This is a genomic window from Salinibacterium sp. ZJ70, from assembly GCF_011751865.2.
GTDB lineage: Bacteria > Actinomycetota > Actinomycetes > Actinomycetales > Microbacteriaceae > Homoserinibacter.
Genome location: NZ_CP061770.1, coordinates 268020 through 285213, shown reverse-complemented (window position 1 = coordinate 285213; position 17194 = coordinate 268020). Strand labels below are relative to the sequence as shown.

Genomic DNA, 17194 nt, shown 5'->3' with positions numbered 1-17194 from the left:
AGGAGAAGTCGAGCGGCGCGGGCATCAGGGGCCATCTTCCGGATCGGGATCGGGATCGGGATCGGGGTCGGGGACCGGGCAGAGGTCGACGGACCAGGTGAGCTCGGGGAGCGTGTCGAACGGTGCTCCCCAGTTCACGAGGTACTGCGTGCCGTCGCCGGAGATCGTGACGAGCACCTGCGAACCGGACGCGCCCACCACCTCCACATCGCTCGGCTGGGCCGACGCGACGCACCAGGTCGGGAACGTCACACGCACGGCGTTGGGCGGGCCAGACGTCGAGACGTCGATCGGCGTCCTCGCCCCGCAGTAGCTGGCCAGCGCATTGGGGTTCTCGCCCTCAAGGCAGTACATCGCCTCGCCGCTGGCGGGAGTCCCGGGTCCTGCGTCGGAGAGCGGACCCTGCGTCCAGGCTCCCGAACCCACGCGCATCCAGGCGACGTGTCCGTCGGGCGATGCCGGGACGCTGACGGCGCTCCAGCGGTACACGAACTCACGCACGGGGCCCGACGAACTGATCGGGCTCGTGGAGACGGAGACGGTGATCGGGCCCGCCGGCGCGCTGGGCGGGTCGAACGGGACGATCGGCGAGGAGCCCCCGCTCGTGAGCCCCGCCTCACCGAAGCCGGCTGTTCCGCACACCCCTACGTGGTACGGCTTGTTCTTCTGGAGTCCGGCGACGACCGGAGTGTCGGATGTGAGAACGCCCGCCCCCTGCCACCTCGGGTTGCCGTCCCCGTCGAGGCTGCAGGTGGGGGTCCCCGCGTTGGTGCGCCATGCGGCCCACTTCTCGACGACGGGCACCGTGCTGTGGTTCACATCGAGCGGCGGCGACGTGATCGTCACGACCCGGGTGTCTCCGGATCCGCTCGTGACACCGGTGACGGATCCGGAGTACCGAGGCAGGCCCGCGACCGCGAGCATCGTCGACGCCTCGAGACCGCTGTTGCCGGTGCCGATCGGCGGGCTGTAGCGGCTGATGGGGGTCACGACGATCGTGCGCCCCGCGCCGACCGGGGCGAGGAAGCCAGCTGTCGTCGTCTCCGCCGAGCGCGCGACGGTGGCGAGGAGGGTGTCCGGGCTCGCGCTGTCGCGGATCTCGAAGCGGTCGGCGTCGGCAGCGGCGACGATCCGCGCCTCGACCCAGCCGACCTCGCGCGTCGTGCTGCCGCGCTTGAAGACGGCCTCAGCGGTCACGCTCGAGACGACGGGGGCGTCGTAGGCCCATGTGCGGTGTCCGCTCGTGTCGGCCGACTCCCCCACACCGTTGACGGCGCGGGCGGTGTAGACGTGCTCGGCGCCGTTCACGAGGCCCGAGACGACGCACAGGTAGGAGCCCGTCGCGGGCGTGCACTCGGCGGCAACGCGCGAGCCGTTCTCGTAGATGGCGACTCCGGAGACCGACGGATGCGCGTGCACGGCCTCGCCGAGCGACACCCGGAGGGTGACCGAGCTGGGGCCGTACCCTTCGGTCACGACGCTCGCGGGGGTCTGCGGGTAGCCCAGGATGTCGAGGGTCAGCTGTCCCTGTCCGGTGCGCTCCTGCGCGTCGGACACCGTGAACGGCACGACGCACTCGCCGCCGACGGGCTTGCCGCCGGATGGCCAGGTGGCGACCATGCGGCTCGCGTCGGATCGGGAGACGGACGCGATGGGGCAGTTCACGCTTCCGTCGGCGCCGACGTTCACGAGCTTCAGGCCAGATCCGGACTTGCCGGCGAACGGGTCGTACTCGCCGGGGATGCCCACAGCAGCGATCGAGCAGGGCCCTGCGCTCACGTCGCACTGCTTCGTGAACGTGGCGCCCTTCGGCGCATCGGGTGCCGCGATGCCCACGACGAGCGAGACCGTCGTCGTCAGCCCGCCGAAGCTCGAGACATTCACCCGCACCGATTCGCGCGTGCCGGGGCGCGCATCAGCGCGAGCGGAGGCGACGATCGTGCCGCCCGCGAAGGCCACGTCGAACGACGGTGCGCTCGCCTGAATCGAGAAATCCAGGTCGACGGTGTTCCCGACGCGACCGCCTTCCCACGAGGTGAGATCGGCGAGCGGGTCGATCTCGACCGACTCCCCCGGCGGCACGGTGCGACTCACCGGGCTCAGGATCGCCTGGGGATCCTTGGGCACGATGACGATCGGCACCGGCACGACGCTCCACGACGACTGTCCGGCGACGCGCACCACGACGCTGCAGGTGTCGCTCCACGGTGCTTCGCGGCCGGCCGTGTAGGTCGCGCGATCTCCGTTCGCGGGCGCGCACGTCGAGGCGTTCCGCTGCACGGAGAAGTCGCCGCTCGAGCGCAGCTCGATGTCGTCACCGGGCGCGACGTCCACGAAGTCGGCCACCTCGAAGGTCGCCGACTTCTCCTCATCCACGACGACAGGGTCGGCTCCGGTCGACAGCTGCACGCGCATGTCATCGAACGCGGGAACCCGCAGGAATCCGAACGCGGAGACCGCGTCGCCGCGCGCATCCTCTCCCGTCAGCTCGAAGGGCACGATGCGCGCCTCGCGCCCGACGGATCCCGAGATGCGGTGCCCATCGACCGAGAATCCGGGCACATCGCGCCACAGCGAGAGGGTGAGCGCGTCGACGTCACCCGTCGGCCACTGCACCTTGCCGGCGACGACGTCGATGCCGCGCTCGAGATCGGCACGGGTCTGCACGGTGACGATCGTGTCGGCGACGTGCGGGCTGTCCGGCGACGGCTCGTCGCTCACACCCAGCACGATGAGGCCCTCAGCCGTGCTCCTCGAACTCGACGACTCGACGGTGTAGACGTAGGAGTTGATGCCGCTCACATCCCCCGCGCGCAGGGCGACGCGGCCGTCGTCGAGCGGAAGACTGCGATCGAGCAGCGCCTCCAGGCGGTCCCACTCGGCCGAGGGCGAGAAGGCGTTGGGGCGGATGTCGACGAGCCTCAGCGTTCCCTGCAGCGGGTCGCGGTCGTTGAGCAGCGGCCTCACCGTGATGTCGGTCTCGGAGCCGCGCTGCACACCCACGTAGTCGCTGTAGGCGATGGGGGCGACGTCGCCCACATCCGCCGCGAGAACGCCCACCCGCACGGTTCCGGTGCCCTCGGCGCCCACGGAGTCACGCACCGTGTAGGCGAAGCTCAGCTGGCCGCCGCGCACCCCGTTCGCCGGGGCGCGGTACACGAGGGTGTCGCCCGTCGCGCTGATCGAGACGCTGCCCTCACCCGCCTTCGGCTGCTCGACATCCGCGAGCACCGTCGGGTCGCCGTCTGGGTCATTGCCGCCCGTGGGAACAGGGATCGAGACGCTCTGTCCGGCGAGCACCCGAGCCGAGAGCACGCCCGGCTGCGGCGCGCGGTTGGCGCCCGCGGGAAGCACGCTCACGGCGATCGTGGCGGAGTCGACGCGGGCGGGATCGTTCTCGAGGTAGATCGAGTACCGCACGGTGTAGGTGCCCGGTGTCTCAGGCGCGAGGTAGCGCACACGCGAAGCGCTCGCGAAGGCGAGCTCATCCTCGGCGCCCGACCCCTCGACGACAGGGTGCAGCAGCAGGCGCTCGCCGCGTGGGCTCACATCGTTCGCGAGAACCGGGATGTCGATCTGCGCGCCCGCGCGCACCGTGATCGCATCCGGAAGTGCGATCGGTCCGACGCCGTGAGTGGGTGCGAGGAGGAAGACGGTGAGGGTCGTCGTGACGGCGTTGCCCGCGCCGTCGGCGATGAGCACGCGCGCCGTGCCGAGCCGTCCGGGCGTCGCCTGCATGTCGAGGTTCGCGACCCGCACGACGCTCTGACCGATGACGCTCACGCTCAGCTGCGGATCGGTCGCCGACGCATCCTGCACGAGCAGCACGCGTCCCGTGGTGTTCTGCACCGAGGCGAGCACGTCGATCGTCGCATCTTCGCCCGCGCGCACGAAGGCGGTGAGGGGAGGAGCGGCGAGCGGGCGCTCGGAGGCCTGAACGCTGAAGCGGATGATCGCCGTCTGCTGCGACAGCGTCTGCGTGTCCTGCACGGTGTAGCTCGCGGCGTACTCGCCGGGCTGCGACGCCGAGAGCTCCACCTCGCCGCTCGCCCCCTGCGGGGTGACCGAGAACGCATCCGTCGAGCCGCGCAGCACCACCGCATCGATCAGGCGGTAGGAGCCGGACCCGCCCGTCACCGAGTCGGCGATCGTCACACGACGCTCCTCGCCCGCGCCGGCCGACACCACGACGGGCTCCACGGTGAGAGACGGAGAGGGGGTGACACGCACCTCGAGCGGCATCGTCGCCTGCTCGCCGAACGCGTCGCTCACCGTGACCGTGATCAGGATGACGGCGTCGCTCGCGTTGGGGTCGGTGTGGCGCACGACGACGCGGCCGTCGGACGTCGGCACGACGGTGACCGGCGCACTCGGGTCGTCGGCGCGCGCATCCGCGAGCAGCACGATGTCGCCTTCCGGGTCGACCCAGCCGGGCAGCACCGAGACCGCGGCGAACCCTCCGGGGGCCATCTGCGGAACCGGCCACGGGTGCAGGCATCCCTCGACGCCGCACCAGGCCGGAGCCGAGTTCTGCCCCTCGGGCACGACCGTGAGGGTCACGGTCGCGGGCGCAGAGGAGAGAACCCCATCGGTCGCGGCGTACGAGAAGGTGGTCGACCCCGATGCGGCACCCACCTGCACGAGCGCGATCTGGTCGTCGGCGACGAGTGAGACGGATCCGAACGCCGGGTCGAGACCCTGGATCGACGCCGCGTCGATCGTGAGGACGTCGTCCTTATTGGGATCGTGATCGTTGAGCAGCAGCGGAAGCGACACGAGAGCTCCCGCACGCACACCGAACGCATCATCGACCGAGACCGGCGGCTGCTGGTCGATGACGTCGTCCACCTCGACCGTGCCCTCGTCCTGCACCGTCTCCTCGAGCGGAGCCCAGTCGTCGCCCGAGACGAGGCGCCCGTCGGGAAGCGTCCACACAAGCCCTGTCGCCGTCTCGTTGAGCGCCGCACGGTGGCCGTTGCTGCGGAACACGGGGGTCAGGTCGCTGTCGGCTTCCGCGAGACGCTCGGCCTCGACCTCGAGGTCTCGGATCTCGCCGGTGTCGCTCGACCAGAGCGCCGCGCCGGTGTCCGAGATCCATGCGGCGTACGACACCCCACCCACTCGCACCGGCGCGGCGGGAGTTCCGGATGCCGTCGCGAGCTCGCGCACCGAGCCGTCGGCGACGTCGACGCCCACGAGCCCCGACCGATCCGCGAGGAGAACGACGCCGTCGTCCGTCGACGCGGCCTGGATCACGGCATCCTCGACGCCCGTGGACACAGGCTCGCCGCGCCCCTCGATCCACAGCAGGCCCGCGCCGGAGTCCGACAGCACCCAGCGCCCGCCCGCGAACGTGAGCGAGACGTCAGGGCCGCCCTGGGGCGCGTCGTCGATGGCAGCGGGCTCACCCGCGAATCGTCCGCTGATCGCGTCGTAGACGCGCACGCCGCCCTCAGCCGCGGAGAAGAGCGCCACGCGCCCGCTCGCATCCACCGCGGCGGCGTCAGCCACATACCGCGGCCGCGTCTCGCCCTCCGCCACCTCCATGCCGAGGAACGGATCCACCGGCGCCGGCTCCGTGATCGAGCCGTCCGCACCCGGGAACCTGGTGAGGTAGGTCTCGCCTGTCTCGGTGGAGAAGAGCACGAAGTCGCCCGCAGCGACCACCTGCCGCGTGAGCGCCGGGGTCGCGACCGCGGCGGGCGCACCCGCGGCGGCGACCGCGTCATCCGCGCTCACCAGATCGCCGGGAGACGCGGCATCGATCGCCCACATCTGCGAGAAGCCCTGACTGAAGACGTAGCCGCGGGATCCGCTCTGCAGGATCGCGCTCGGATCACCGACTGCCCGCACCGTGTCGATCTCGGCGAGCTCCGTGTTCACGCGCCCGTACTGGCCGGCGTCGCGCGTCACCCACACGCTCGTCTCGAGCTGCGGAACCTGCTGCGCATCGAAGCCCTGCGCCACCACCGCGGCGGTGCCGACGACGCCGAGCACCGCGACGGTCGCGACCGTCTTCAGGATGATCCCGCGGGGCACCCGCGGAGCACGCCGTTCGCGGACCAACTCAGAGCACCCCGGTGCCCACGAGAACGCCCGCGACGACGAGACCGACGACGACCGCGCCCACGACGCCGCCCATCACGGCAGCGCGCACCGGCGACACCGGCTTCTTCGCCGCCGTCTCGGCCTCCGCCCGGCGCCGTTGCGCGGAGGCGAGCGTCTCGGCGCGCGCCGAGCGACGCGAGTCCTGGCGCACCGTCGAGATCACCGGGCCACGAGGCGCCTCCTGCGCGAAGTCGACGGGTACCGCAGCGGCCGCCCACTCGGTCGTCGGCACGTCGAGGGCCGTCGGCGGAAGACCCAGGTCGTACTGCGCCCAGCGCAGCTCCTCGGCGAGCTCGAGCATCGAGGCGAAACGACGCTCCGGATCCCGTTGCATCGTGCGGGCGAGCGCCGCCTCCAGGCGCACCCCCGTGTCGGGCCGGCCGGTCGGCACGTACGAGGCCTTGATGATGCGCGACTTCAGCTGATCGCGGGTGTGCTTGACACCCTCCTGCTCGAACGGCGAGCGTCCCGTGAGCAGGGTGTGGAGCGTGGCGCCGAGGCTCCAGACCTCGCTCGGGATCGAGCCCGCCACATGTTCCTGCAGCACCTCGGGCGACGACCACGGCACCGACATCGCGAACACCTCGGGGGCGTCATCGGAGCGCGCGACAGCCGACGCGATGCCGAAATCGGCGAGCACGGGGGCACCGAGGCTCGTGAGCAGCACATTCGAGGGTTTGATGTCGCGGTGCAGCACGCCGTTGCGGTGCGCTGTCTCCAGCGCCGACGCGATACGCACGCCCGCATCGAGCACATCGGCGACCGGAAGCGGCCCCTTCTTGTAGCGCGTGCTCATCGAATCGGGGCAGTACTCCATCACGAAGTAGGGGCGGCCATCCGCCGAGATGCTGGCCTGGAAGATCGTCACGATCGCCGGGTGCGCGCTCAGCCTCGCGAGGATGTCGGCCTCCGCGTTGAACACACGCAGCACATCCGGGTTGACGGCGTCATCGACGAGCACCTTCACCGCGACCACACGACGCGGCATGTCCTGCTCGAAGAGGAAGACATCCGCGAAGCCACCCGAACCGAGCGGGCGGATGTAGCTGTAGCCGGGCAGCACCGGAGGGAGTGCGGTCGTGCGTCGAGCCACGGTCGTCGATCCAGCCTTTCGTGATGATCTCGGGGGGCGTGCGCCATCACAGCGGCGGACGACAGATCAGCCTCGAACCCCCACGGTGATGAGAAAACCTTCACCCAGATCGAGAGTATCCCCTGTTCTCAGCTGTGTCGCACGCCCCCCGTGCAGGAGGCGTGGAGGCTGATCCGGGGTTCGGACGACGGTCCCGTTCGCCGAATCGAGGTCGCGCGCTTCGAGGGCCTCCCCCACCAGCCGGATCTCGAGATGCTTGCTCGAGATCTCGCGCCGCGGCGAATGCGCCACCACATAGCAGGTCGATGTCTCATCCGGTGCGGAGCGCCACGGACGCCGCCCCACGACGATCTGCTCGGCGGCGTCGAGCGTGTTGCCGTCCGGAAGATGCAGCATCCATCCGGTCGGACGCACGAGACGCGCCAGATCCACCTGCACGGGTGCACGATCCAGCGAGACACGTGCAGGAGCAGGCTCCGCCTCCCGTTCGTCCAGCTGACGGCGGACCTCGGCCATATCGACCCGCACCGTCTCGAGGTGCGGTTCGCTCGCCCGCTCGATCGAGGGCTGATCGGCGGACGCGAGGCGCACACCCACCTCGGAGGCGTGCACGACGCCTCGGCGCAGCGGCAGGCGAGCCGCACTCGACGAGCCTGCGCTGAGCGACAGCTTGAGCGAGGCGATCCCCCGCGCCTCCCCCGTGATCCAGTTCGCACCGCGCGGACCGGAGAACGAATCGACCGTCGCACCGCGCATATCCACGAGGACGTCACCGCGCACCGCGACCTGGAAGATCCGGGCCACGGGGTCGACGACCTCGACGAGTGCGAACCGGCTCGCCGATGCCGGTGCGTGGAAGATGTCCAGCACATCGCCCATGCGGGTGCCGGGCTGCTCGAGAAGCTCGTAGAGCTCGCTCACCACTGAGGCGCGTGCGTCCGATCCGATGAGGCCGAGGAAGCGATCGGTGACGATCGCGAAACCTGGTCCGTCGGGGGCGGTCGGCACGTATTCGAACACGGCGCAACCCTACCGGAGGGGATCTCGGCCACCGGGGCGACGCGAGGCGAAGTACGCCCACGACGCCCACGGAGGCACGAGCGCGAGCACCACAGCCGCCGCCACGAACGGGCTCGTCAGCTGCGCGATCGCGAGATCGAGATCGACGATCGCCGCGATGAGCAGGAACGCGACCGCGACCCCCACCGCGGTGAGCACCGCGCCCGTCCACGGCGCCCGTCGCGGCACCGTGGCGACGATGCCCGCGTAGACGACGAGCATCGCGATCAGCAGCGACACGACCCCCAGATACGGGCTCACCGGACGATCGATCGGATCACGGTCGAGTACGACCGCGAGAAGCCCCGACACGGCGAACACCACTGCCGCCCACGTGACTGCGATGAAGAGCGCCGCGAGCCGCTCCGGGTGCGACGGCCGATCAGGCTGGTCGTGCACGCTCGTAGGCTGCCCGCTGCTCGGCCACCTCGCTGTCGAACCGCACCCGCTCCTCGGCGTTGCGCAGCCTCACGCGTCGGCCACGGGAGGCGATCGCCAGACCGAACCACAGGGCGCACTCGCGAGCGAGCAGCGTCGCGGCGATCAGGAACGGGTTCACCGCGATGAGCGCGAGCCACGCACTCGCCTCATCCGACGTCATGGCGGGGACGTCGAACATGAGGGCCAGCACGCCGAGCGATCCGGCGAAGGTGAGCAGGGCGACGAGCAAGCTGCCGAGCACATGCGCCCACCAGGAGGCGCGATCCGCGATCAGTGCGAACAGCACCGAGAACACCAGGTATGCCGCCACGGGAATCCAGAACGCCGCGCTCAAGGCGAACTCGCGGAAGGTGCTGTCCACATTCGTGCCCGGAGTCAGGGCGATGATCGCGCCCCCCACGGCGAGGTAGACCAGAGCGAACACGACGGCGCCGATGAGCGAGACGAGCGCACCGAAGCCGCGGTTGTGCCGGGGCTTCGGCGGGGTCGGAGCCTGCACGTACACGACCTCGCGGGGCGGAGTCGGCTGCACGGCGACATGACCCGACGCGGACGCCGGAACGGGCGCGGGAGGGGGGAGGACGCGCGTCGGCTCCTCATGGGCAGCCGCCGCGTGCGCGTCAGGGGTCGATGCGACCGGATGCACCTCGGTGGTCGCGGCGACAGCCTCCGCTGTGACGGGTTCCGGGGTGGCCGGGTTCACCAGCGCGGGGGCTGCCGCGCCGTCGTCCACAGCCTCGGCATCCGCCGCGTCCTCATCGAGCACCGCCGCCCGCGACGCGGCGGGTGGCTCTGTGGGATCTGAGAGCTCTGAGACAGTCGGCGGAATCGTCGACTTTCCCGACTCGTCCTGGACCTCGGGGGTAGGTTCACTGTTCTGCGGCATGACTGCCTCCTCGGAATCGTCATCCCAGGGTAACGACGCGGGGTGTGAGAACGCATCGTTTTCCGTGGGGGTTGCGCTTCGCCCCGGAAATGACGAAGGCCCCCGCGTGAGCGGGGGCCTTCGTGCTGGTCAGCTGCCTATCAGTTGTAGGTGCCGGGCTGGAAGTCGTCCGAGCTGAAGCTGTCGAAATCGACGAAGCTCAGGTCCGACTCCGAGAACGCCGAGTCGTCCGCGAAGATGCGGTTCGGGTAGCGCTCTGCCTTGGCCTCTTCTGTGGCATCCACCTTGACGTTCCGGTACTTCTGCAGACCGGTACCCGCGGGGATGAGCTGACCGATGATGACGTTCTCCTTGAGACCGACGAGCGGGTCGGAGCGACCCTCCATCGCCGCCTGCGTGAGCACGCGGGTGGTCTCCTGGAACGACGCGGCCGACAGCCACGACTCGGTCGCGAGCGAGGCCTTGGTGATACCCATGACCTCCTGGCGAGCCGAAGCCGGCTTCTTGCCCTCGAGCACCGCAGCGCGGTTGATCTCGACGTACCGTGCACGGTCGACGAGCTCACCCGGCAGCAGGTCGGTGTCGCCGTGCTCGACGACGGTGACCTTGCGCATCATCTGACGCACGATGACCTCGATGTGCTTGTCGTGGATCGGCACACCCTGGCTGCGGTAGACGCCCTGGACACCGTCGACGAGGTGCAGCTGCACGGCGCGAACACCCTGCACGCGCAGTACCTCCTTCGGGTCCAGGTTTCCCGCGACGAACTGCTGCCCGAGCTCGACGTGCTGGCCGTCCTCGACGAGGAGGGTCGCACGCTTCAGCACCGGGTAGATGTAGGGCTCGTCGCCGTTGTCCGGCGTCAGGATGACCTGGCGCTGCTTGTCGGTGTCCTTGATCTCGATGCGGCCAGCCGCCTCGGCGATCGGGCTCGCACCCTTGGGGGTACGCGCCTCGAAGAGCTCCGTGACACGCGGCAGACCCTGGGTGATGTCGTCCGCACCGGCGGTACCACCCTGGTGGAAGGTACGCATCGTGAGCTGGGTTCCGGGCTCACCGATCGACTGGGCCGCGATGATGCCGACGGCCTCTCCGATGTCGACGAGCTTTCCGGTCGCGAGCGAACGGCCGTAGCAGGCGGCGCAGACGCCGACCGCAGCCTCACAGGTGAGGACCGAACGGACCTTGACCGTCTCGACGCCCGCCTCCATGAGCTGAGCGATGAGGACGTCGCCGACATCCGAACCGGCGTCCGCCACGACCTCGCCCTTGGCGTTGACCGCAGCCTCCGCCAGCGAACGGGCGTAGACCGCGTTCTCGACGTTCTCGTCGCGGATCAGCTCGTCGCCGACCTTCACCGCGATGCGCAGCTCGAGACCCTTCGACGTGCCGCAGTCCTCCTCGCGGATGATGACATCCTGCGAGACGTCCACGAGACGACGCGTGAGGTAACCCGAGTCAGCCGTACGCAGAGCGGTGTCGGCGAGACCCTTACGCGCACCGTGGGTGGCGATGAAGTACTCGGCCACCGACAGGCCCTCGCGGTACGAGGAGATGATCGGGCGGGCGATGGTCTCACCCTTCGGGTTGGACACCAGACCGCGGATACCCGAGATGTTTCGGACCTGCAGCCAGTTACCACGGGCACCCGACGACACCATCCGGTAGATGTTGTTGTCCTTCGGGTAGCTCGCCTGCATCGACGTGGCGATCTCGTTGGTCGCCTCCGTCCAGATGTCGATGAGCTCCTTGCGGCGCGTGCCGTCGTCGATCAGACCCTTGTCGTACTCGGCCTGGACCTTCGCAGCCTGCTTCTCGTGCTTGGCGACGATCTGCGGCTTGTCGACCGGCGTGATGACGTCCGAGAGCGCGACCGTGACACCCGAACGCGTGGCCCAGTAGAAGCCCGCGTCCTTGATGCGGTCGAGCGTCGCGGCGACCTCCACCTTGGGGTAGCGCTCGGCGAGGTCGTTGACGATCGCCGAGATCTTGCCCTTGTCGGCCACAGCCTCGGTGTACCAGTAGTCCACCGGGAGCGCCTGGTTGAACAGCGCGCGACCGAGGGTCGTCGTCATGAGCTTCGACGAGCCCTGGACGAAGTCCTCCGGCGCGTCCTGCAGGTAGACGCCGTCGAGACGGATGCGCACCTGGGCGTTGAGGTCGAGGGTTCCCTCGTCCTTCGCCATGATGGCCTCCGCGATCGAGCCGAACACACGGCCCTCACCGGCAGCGCCCTCCTTGAGGGTCGTCAGGTGGTGCAGACCGATGATCATGTCCTGCGAAGGCAGGGTCACCGGGCGGCCGTCCGACGGCTTCAGGATGTTGTTCGAGGCGAGCATGAGGATGCGGGCCTCAGCCTGCGCCTCGACCGACAGCGGCAGGTGGACAGCCATCTGGTCGCCGTCGAAGTCCGCGTTGAAGGCGGTGCAGACGAGCGGGTGCAGCTGGATGGCCTTGCCCTCGACGAGCTGAGGCTCGAAGGCCTGGATGCCGAGACGGTGCAGCGTGGGCGCGCGGTTCAGCAGCACGGGGCGCTCGCGGATGATCTCCTCGAGCACGTCCCACACCTGCGGGCGCGAACGCTCGACCATGCGCTTGGCAGCCTTGATGTTCTGCGCGTGCGACAGGTCGATGAGGCGCTTGATGACGAACGGCTTGAAGAGCTCGAGCGCCATCTGCTTGGGCAGACCGCACTGGTGCAGCTTCAGCTGCGGACCGACGATGATGACCGAACGACCCGAGTAGTCGACGCGCTTTCCGAGCAGGTTCTGACGGAAACGTCCCTGCTTTCCCTTGAGCATGTCGGACAGCGACTTCAGGGCGCGGTTGCCGGTTCCCGTGACGGGACGGCCGCGGCGGCCGTTGTCGAACAGTGCGTCGACGGCCTCCTGAAGCATGCGCTTCTCGTTGTTGACGATGATCTCCGGCGCGCCCAGGTCGAGGAGACGACGCAGACGGTTGTTGCGGTTGATCACACGACGGTAGAGGTCGTTGAGGTCACTGGTCGCGAAGCGGCCACCGTCGAGCTGGACCATGGGGCGCAGCTCCGGCGGGATCACCGGCACGACGTCGAGCACCATCGCAGCCGGCGAGTTGCCGGTCTGCAGGAAGGAGTTGACGACGCGCAGACGCTTGATCGCGCGGATCTTCTTCTGGCCCTTGCCGCCCGAGATCTGCTCGTGGAGCAGCTCGGACTCGGCAGCGAGGTCGAAGGTCTCGAGGCGACGCTTGATCGCCTCGGCGCCCATGTGCGCCTCGAAGTACAGGCCGTAGCGGTCCTGCAGCTCGTGGAACACCGAGTCCTCGGGCTTGAGGTCGCCGACCTTGAGGTTGCGGAAGTCCTCCCACACGCGCTCGAGCTGCGAGATCTGCTCGTCGAACGACTTGCGGATCTGCGACATCTCCTTCTCGCCGGCGTCCTTCACCTTGCGCTTCTGGTCGGCCTTGGCGCCCTCTTCCTCCAGAGCGGCCAGGTCGCCCTCGAGCTGAGCGAGACGCGCGTTGATGCGGTCCTCGCGCTGCTGCTCGAGCGCCTTGATCTCGAGACGCATCTCGCTCTCGAGGCCGGGGAGGTCAGCGTGACGTCCCTCCTCGTCGACCGAGATGACCATGTACGCAGCGAAGTAGATGACCTTCTCGAGGTCCTTCGGCGCCATGTCGAGGAGGTAGCCGAGGCGGCTCGGCACACCCTTGAAGTACCAGATGTGCGTGACGGGCGCGGCGAGCTCGATGTGGCCCATGCGCTCGCGGCGGACCGCGGACTTGGTGACCTCGACACCGCAGCGCTCGCAGACGATGCCCTTGAAGCGCACGCGCTTGTACTTGCCGCAGGAGCACTCCCAGTCGCGGCTCGGTCCGAAGATCTGCTCACCGAACAGACCGTCCTTCTCGGGCTTGAGGGTGCGGTAGTTGATCGTCTCGGGCTTCTTGACCTCGCCGTACGACCAGGCGCGGATGTCCGTGCTGGTGGCGAGGCCGATGCGGAGCTGATCGAAAGTGGTTGCGTCGATCACTATGTGTTCTCTCTCGCTTCTTCTCTAAATCCTGTTGCGGCCCGGCTCAGATCTCGTCGATCGACGAGGATTCGAAGCGGGTGGAGATGTTGATGCCGAGCTCTTCCGCGGCACGGAAGACCTCGTCGTCCGTGTCCTTGAGGCTGAGCGCGCTGCCGTCGGCGGCGAGCACCTCGACGTTCAGGCAGAGCGACTGCATCTCCTTGATGAGCACCTTGAAGCTCTCGGGGATGCCGGGCTCCTGGATGTTCTCGCCCTTGACGATCGCCTCGTACACCTTGACGCGGCCGAGGATGTCGTCGGACTTGATCGTGAGGAGCTCCTGGAGCGCGTATGCCGCGCCGTAGGCCTCGAGTGCCCACACCTCCATCTCACCGAAGCGCTGGCCACCGAACTGCGCCTTACCACCGAGCGGCTGCTGGGTGATCATCGAGTAGGGGCCCGTGCTGCGCGCGTGGATCTTGTCGTCCACGAGGTGGTGCAGCTTCAGGATGTACATGTAGCCGACCGAGATCGGGTACGGGAACGGCTCACCCGAGCGGCCGTCGAACAGCTGGGTCTTGCCGGAGCTGTCGATGAGGCGCACGCCGTCGCGGTTGGGGAGGGTCGAGTCGAGCAGGCCCGAGATCTCCTCCTCGAGCGCGCCGTCGAACACGGGGGTGGCGACCTTCGTGCCGGGTGCGGCCGAACGCGCCTCCTTGGGCAGGTTCTTCGCCCACGCCGGGTTGCCCTCGACCTCCCAGCCCTGCTTCGCGACCCAGCCGAGGTGGGTCTCGAGCACCTGGCCGAAGTTCATTCGACCGGGGATGCCGAGCGGGTTGAGGATGACGTCGACCGGGGTTCCGTCGGCGAGGAACGGCATGTCCTCGACCGGCAGGATCTTGGCGATGACGCCCTTGTTGCCGTGACGACCGGCGAGCTTGTCACCCGCGGTGATCTTGCGCTTCTGGGCGATGTAGACCACGACGCGCTGGTTGACGCCCGAGCCGAGCTCGTCGTCGCCATCCTGCGAGTCGAAGACCTTCACGCCGATGATGGTTCCCTCTTCACCGTGGGGCACCTTGAGCGACGTGTCGCGCACCTCGCGGCTCTTCTCGTTGAAGATCGCGCGGAGCAGGCGCTCCTCGGCCGAGAGCTCGGTCTCGCCCTTCGGGGTGACCTTGCCGACGAGGATGTCGCCGGGGCGGACCTCGGCGCCGATGCGGATGATGCCGCGCTCGTCGAGGTCGGCGAGCAGCTCGGGGCTGACGTTGGGGAGATCACGCGTGATCTCCTCCTTGCCGAGCTTCGTGTCGCGCGCGTCGACCTCGTACTCCTCGATGTGGATCGAGCTGAGGGTGTCATCCTTCACCAGGTTCTGGCTCAGGATGATGGCGTCCTCGAAGTTGTGACCCTCCCACGGCATGAACGCGACGAGGAGGTTCTTGCCGAGCGCGAGCTCGCCGTTCTCCGTGGCGGGGCCATCGGCGATGACCTCTCCGACCTCGATGCGGTCGCCCGCGTTCACGATGACGCGGTGGTTGTAGCTCGTGCCCTGGTTGGAGCGGTTGAACTTGCGCAGGAAGTACGACTGCGTTCCACCCTCATCCAGCTGGATGACGACCTCGTCGGCCGACACCTCGGCGACGACACCCGCCTTCTCGGCGGTGATGACGTCTCCTGCATCGATGGCCGCGAAGCCCTCCATGCCGGTGCCGACGAACGGCGAGTCCGAGCGGAGGAGCGGAACAGCCTGACGCTGCATGTTCGCACCCATGAGGGCGCGGTTCGCGTCGTCGTGCTCGAGGAAGGGGATGAGCGAGGTCGCGACCGACACCATCTGGCGCGGCGAGACATCCATGTACTCGACCATGTCGGGGTCGACGAGGATCACGTCGGAGCCCTTGGGGCGCACGAGCACCTTGGCCTCGGTGAACTTGCCCTTCGCGTCGATCGGCGCGTTGGCCTGCGCGATGAGGTACTCGTCCTCTTCCGACGCGGTCAGGTAGTCGATCTGCTCGGTGACGATGCCGTTGACCACCTTGCGGTACGGCGTCTCGATGAAGCCGAACGCGTTGATGCGAGCGAAGGTCGCGAGCGAGCCGATGAGGCCGATGTTCGGGCCTTCCGGCGTCTCGATCGGGCACATGCGGCCGTAGTGCGACGGGTGGACGTCGCGGACCTCGACGCCCGCACGCTCACGCGACAGACCACCGGGTCCGAGCGCCGAGAGACGACGCTTGTGCGTGAGACCCGCGAGCGGGTTGTTCTGGTCCATGAACTGCGACAGCTGCGAGGTTCCGAAGAACTCCTTGATCGCGGCGACGACGGGGCGCACGTTGATCAGGGTCTGCGGCGTGATCGCCTCGATGTCCTGCGTGGTCATGCGCTCGCGCACGACGCGCTCCATACGAGACAGACCCGTGCGGACCTGGTTCTGGATGAGCTCGCCGACGGCGCGGATGCGACGGTTGCCGAAGTGGTCGATGTCGTCCGTGTCGAGACGCAGGTCGATCTTCTTGCCATCGCGGACGCCCGGGAGGGTCGTCTCACCGGCGTGCAGCGCGACGAGGTACTTGATCGTGGCGACGATGTCCTCGATCGTGAGCACCGAGTCCGACAGCGGCGCGTCGATGCCGAGCTTGCGGTTGATCTTGTAGCGACCCACCTTCGCCAGGTCGTAGCGCTTCGGGTTGAAGTAGAAGTTGTCGAGGAGCGCACGCGCGGCCTCGGCGGCAACCTGCTCGCCCGGGCGGAGCTTGCGGTAGATGTCCTTGAGCGCCTCTTCCTTCGTGAGGACGGCGTCCTTCTCGAGGGTGGAGAGGATCGACTCGTAGCCGGCGAAGGCCTCGACGATCTCTTCGCTCGTCATGCCGAGCGCCTTGAGGAACACGGTGACGGACTGCTTGCGCTTGCGGTCGATGCGCACGCCCACCTGGTCGCGCTTGTCGATCTCGAACTCGAGCCACGCACCGCGGCTCGGGATCACGCGGGCCGAGAAGACGTCCTTGTCGGAGGTCTTCTCCTGCTGGCGCTCGAAGTACACGCCGGGGGAGCGGACGAGCTGCGAGACGACGACACGCTCGGTGCCGTTGATGATGAAGGTGCCCTTTTCGGTCATGAGCGGGAAGTCGCCCATGAAGACCGTCTGGGTCTTGATCTCGCCCGTCATGTGGTTCATGAACTCGGCGTTGACGTAGAGCGGCGCCGCGTAGGTCTTGCCGCGCTCCTTGCAGTCCTCGATCGAGTACTTGGGCTCTTCGAGCTCAGGCTGCGAGAACGAGAGCTGCATCGTCTCGCCGAGGTCCTCGATGGGGGAGATCTCCTCGAAGATCTCGTCGAGTCCCGTCTTGGTGGAGGCGTTGGGGTCTCCCGCGGTGCGGGCCTTCCAGGCGTCGTTGCCGACGAGCCAGTCGAAGCTCTCGGTCTGCAGAGCGAGCAGGTCGGGGACGGTGAGAGTGTCCGTGATCTTGGCGAACGAGAGCCGCGAAGCTGCGCGGCCGTTCTTGGGAGAATTCTTACTGGATGCGGAAGACGCAGCAGCCAAGGAAAACAACCTCCGTGAGGCCCGTCGGCCTCAGTTGTGTCGGTCAGTGTGGAGGCGCTCCGATAGTC

7 protein-coding genes are annotated in these 17194 nt (G+C 68.4%); all 7 read right to left on the bottom strand.

The window, feature by feature from the left end; genetic code table 11:
* Window positions 1-24 precede the first annotated feature (24 nt).
* On the bottom strand, window positions 25-6039 hold the full coding sequence (locus HCR12_RS01355; protein ID WP_166868721.1) for an Ig-like domain-containing protein: 6015 nt from the start codon (window positions 6037-6039) through the stop codon (window positions 25-27).
* Window positions 6040-6067: 28 nt separating this feature from the next.
* Window positions 6068-7201, bottom strand: coding sequence for a serine/threonine-protein kinase (locus HCR12_RS01350; RefSeq protein ID WP_166868719.1), 1134 nt, complete (start codon window positions 7199-7201; stop codon window positions 6068-6070).
* 66 nt (window positions 7202-7267) lie between these two features.
* Entirely contained in the window at window positions 7268-8221 is a 954-nt protein-coding gene (locus tag HCR12_RS01345) for an FHA domain-containing protein (RefSeq protein ID WP_166868717.1), read from the bottom strand.
* A gap of 9 nt (window positions 8222-8230) precedes the next feature.
* Window positions 8231-8659 carry a hypothetical protein gene (locus HCR12_RS01340; RefSeq protein ID WP_166868715.1) on the bottom strand — a complete coding sequence of 143 codons (429 nt, stop codon included), beginning with the start codon at window positions 8657-8659 and terminating at the stop codon, window positions 8231-8233.
* Window positions 8643-9587, bottom strand: a complete 945-nt coding sequence (locus HCR12_RS01335) for an ABC transporter permease (RefSeq protein WP_166868713.1) — start codon at window positions 9585-9587, stop codon at window positions 8643-8645. Before HCR12_RS01335 ends, HCR12_RS01340 begins: the two co-directional genes overlap by 17 nt.
* A 140-nt stretch (window positions 9588-9727) precedes the next feature.
* The gene (gene rpoC / locus HCR12_RS01330) at window positions 9728-13600 is read right to left on the bottom strand and encodes a DNA-directed RNA polymerase subunit beta' (RefSeq protein WP_166868711.1); all 3873 of its coding nucleotides are present in this window, start codon (window positions 13598-13600) and stop codon (window positions 9728-9730) included.
* A gap of 46 nt (window positions 13601-13646) precedes the next feature.
* The gene (rpoB, locus tag HCR12_RS01325; RefSeq protein ID WP_166868709.1) at window positions 13647-17126 is read right to left on the bottom strand and encodes a DNA-directed RNA polymerase subunit beta; all 3480 of its coding nucleotides are present in this window, start codon (window positions 17124-17126) and stop codon (window positions 13647-13649) included.
* Window positions 17127-17194 lie beyond the last annotated feature (68 nt).

Bases quoted from the DNA above. Each gene is read 5' to 3' on its own strand.
- HCR12_RS01335 (WP_166868713.1), bottom strand. From the start codon at position 9,587: ATGCCGCAGAACAGTGAACCTACCCCCGAGGTCCAGGACGAGTCGGGA.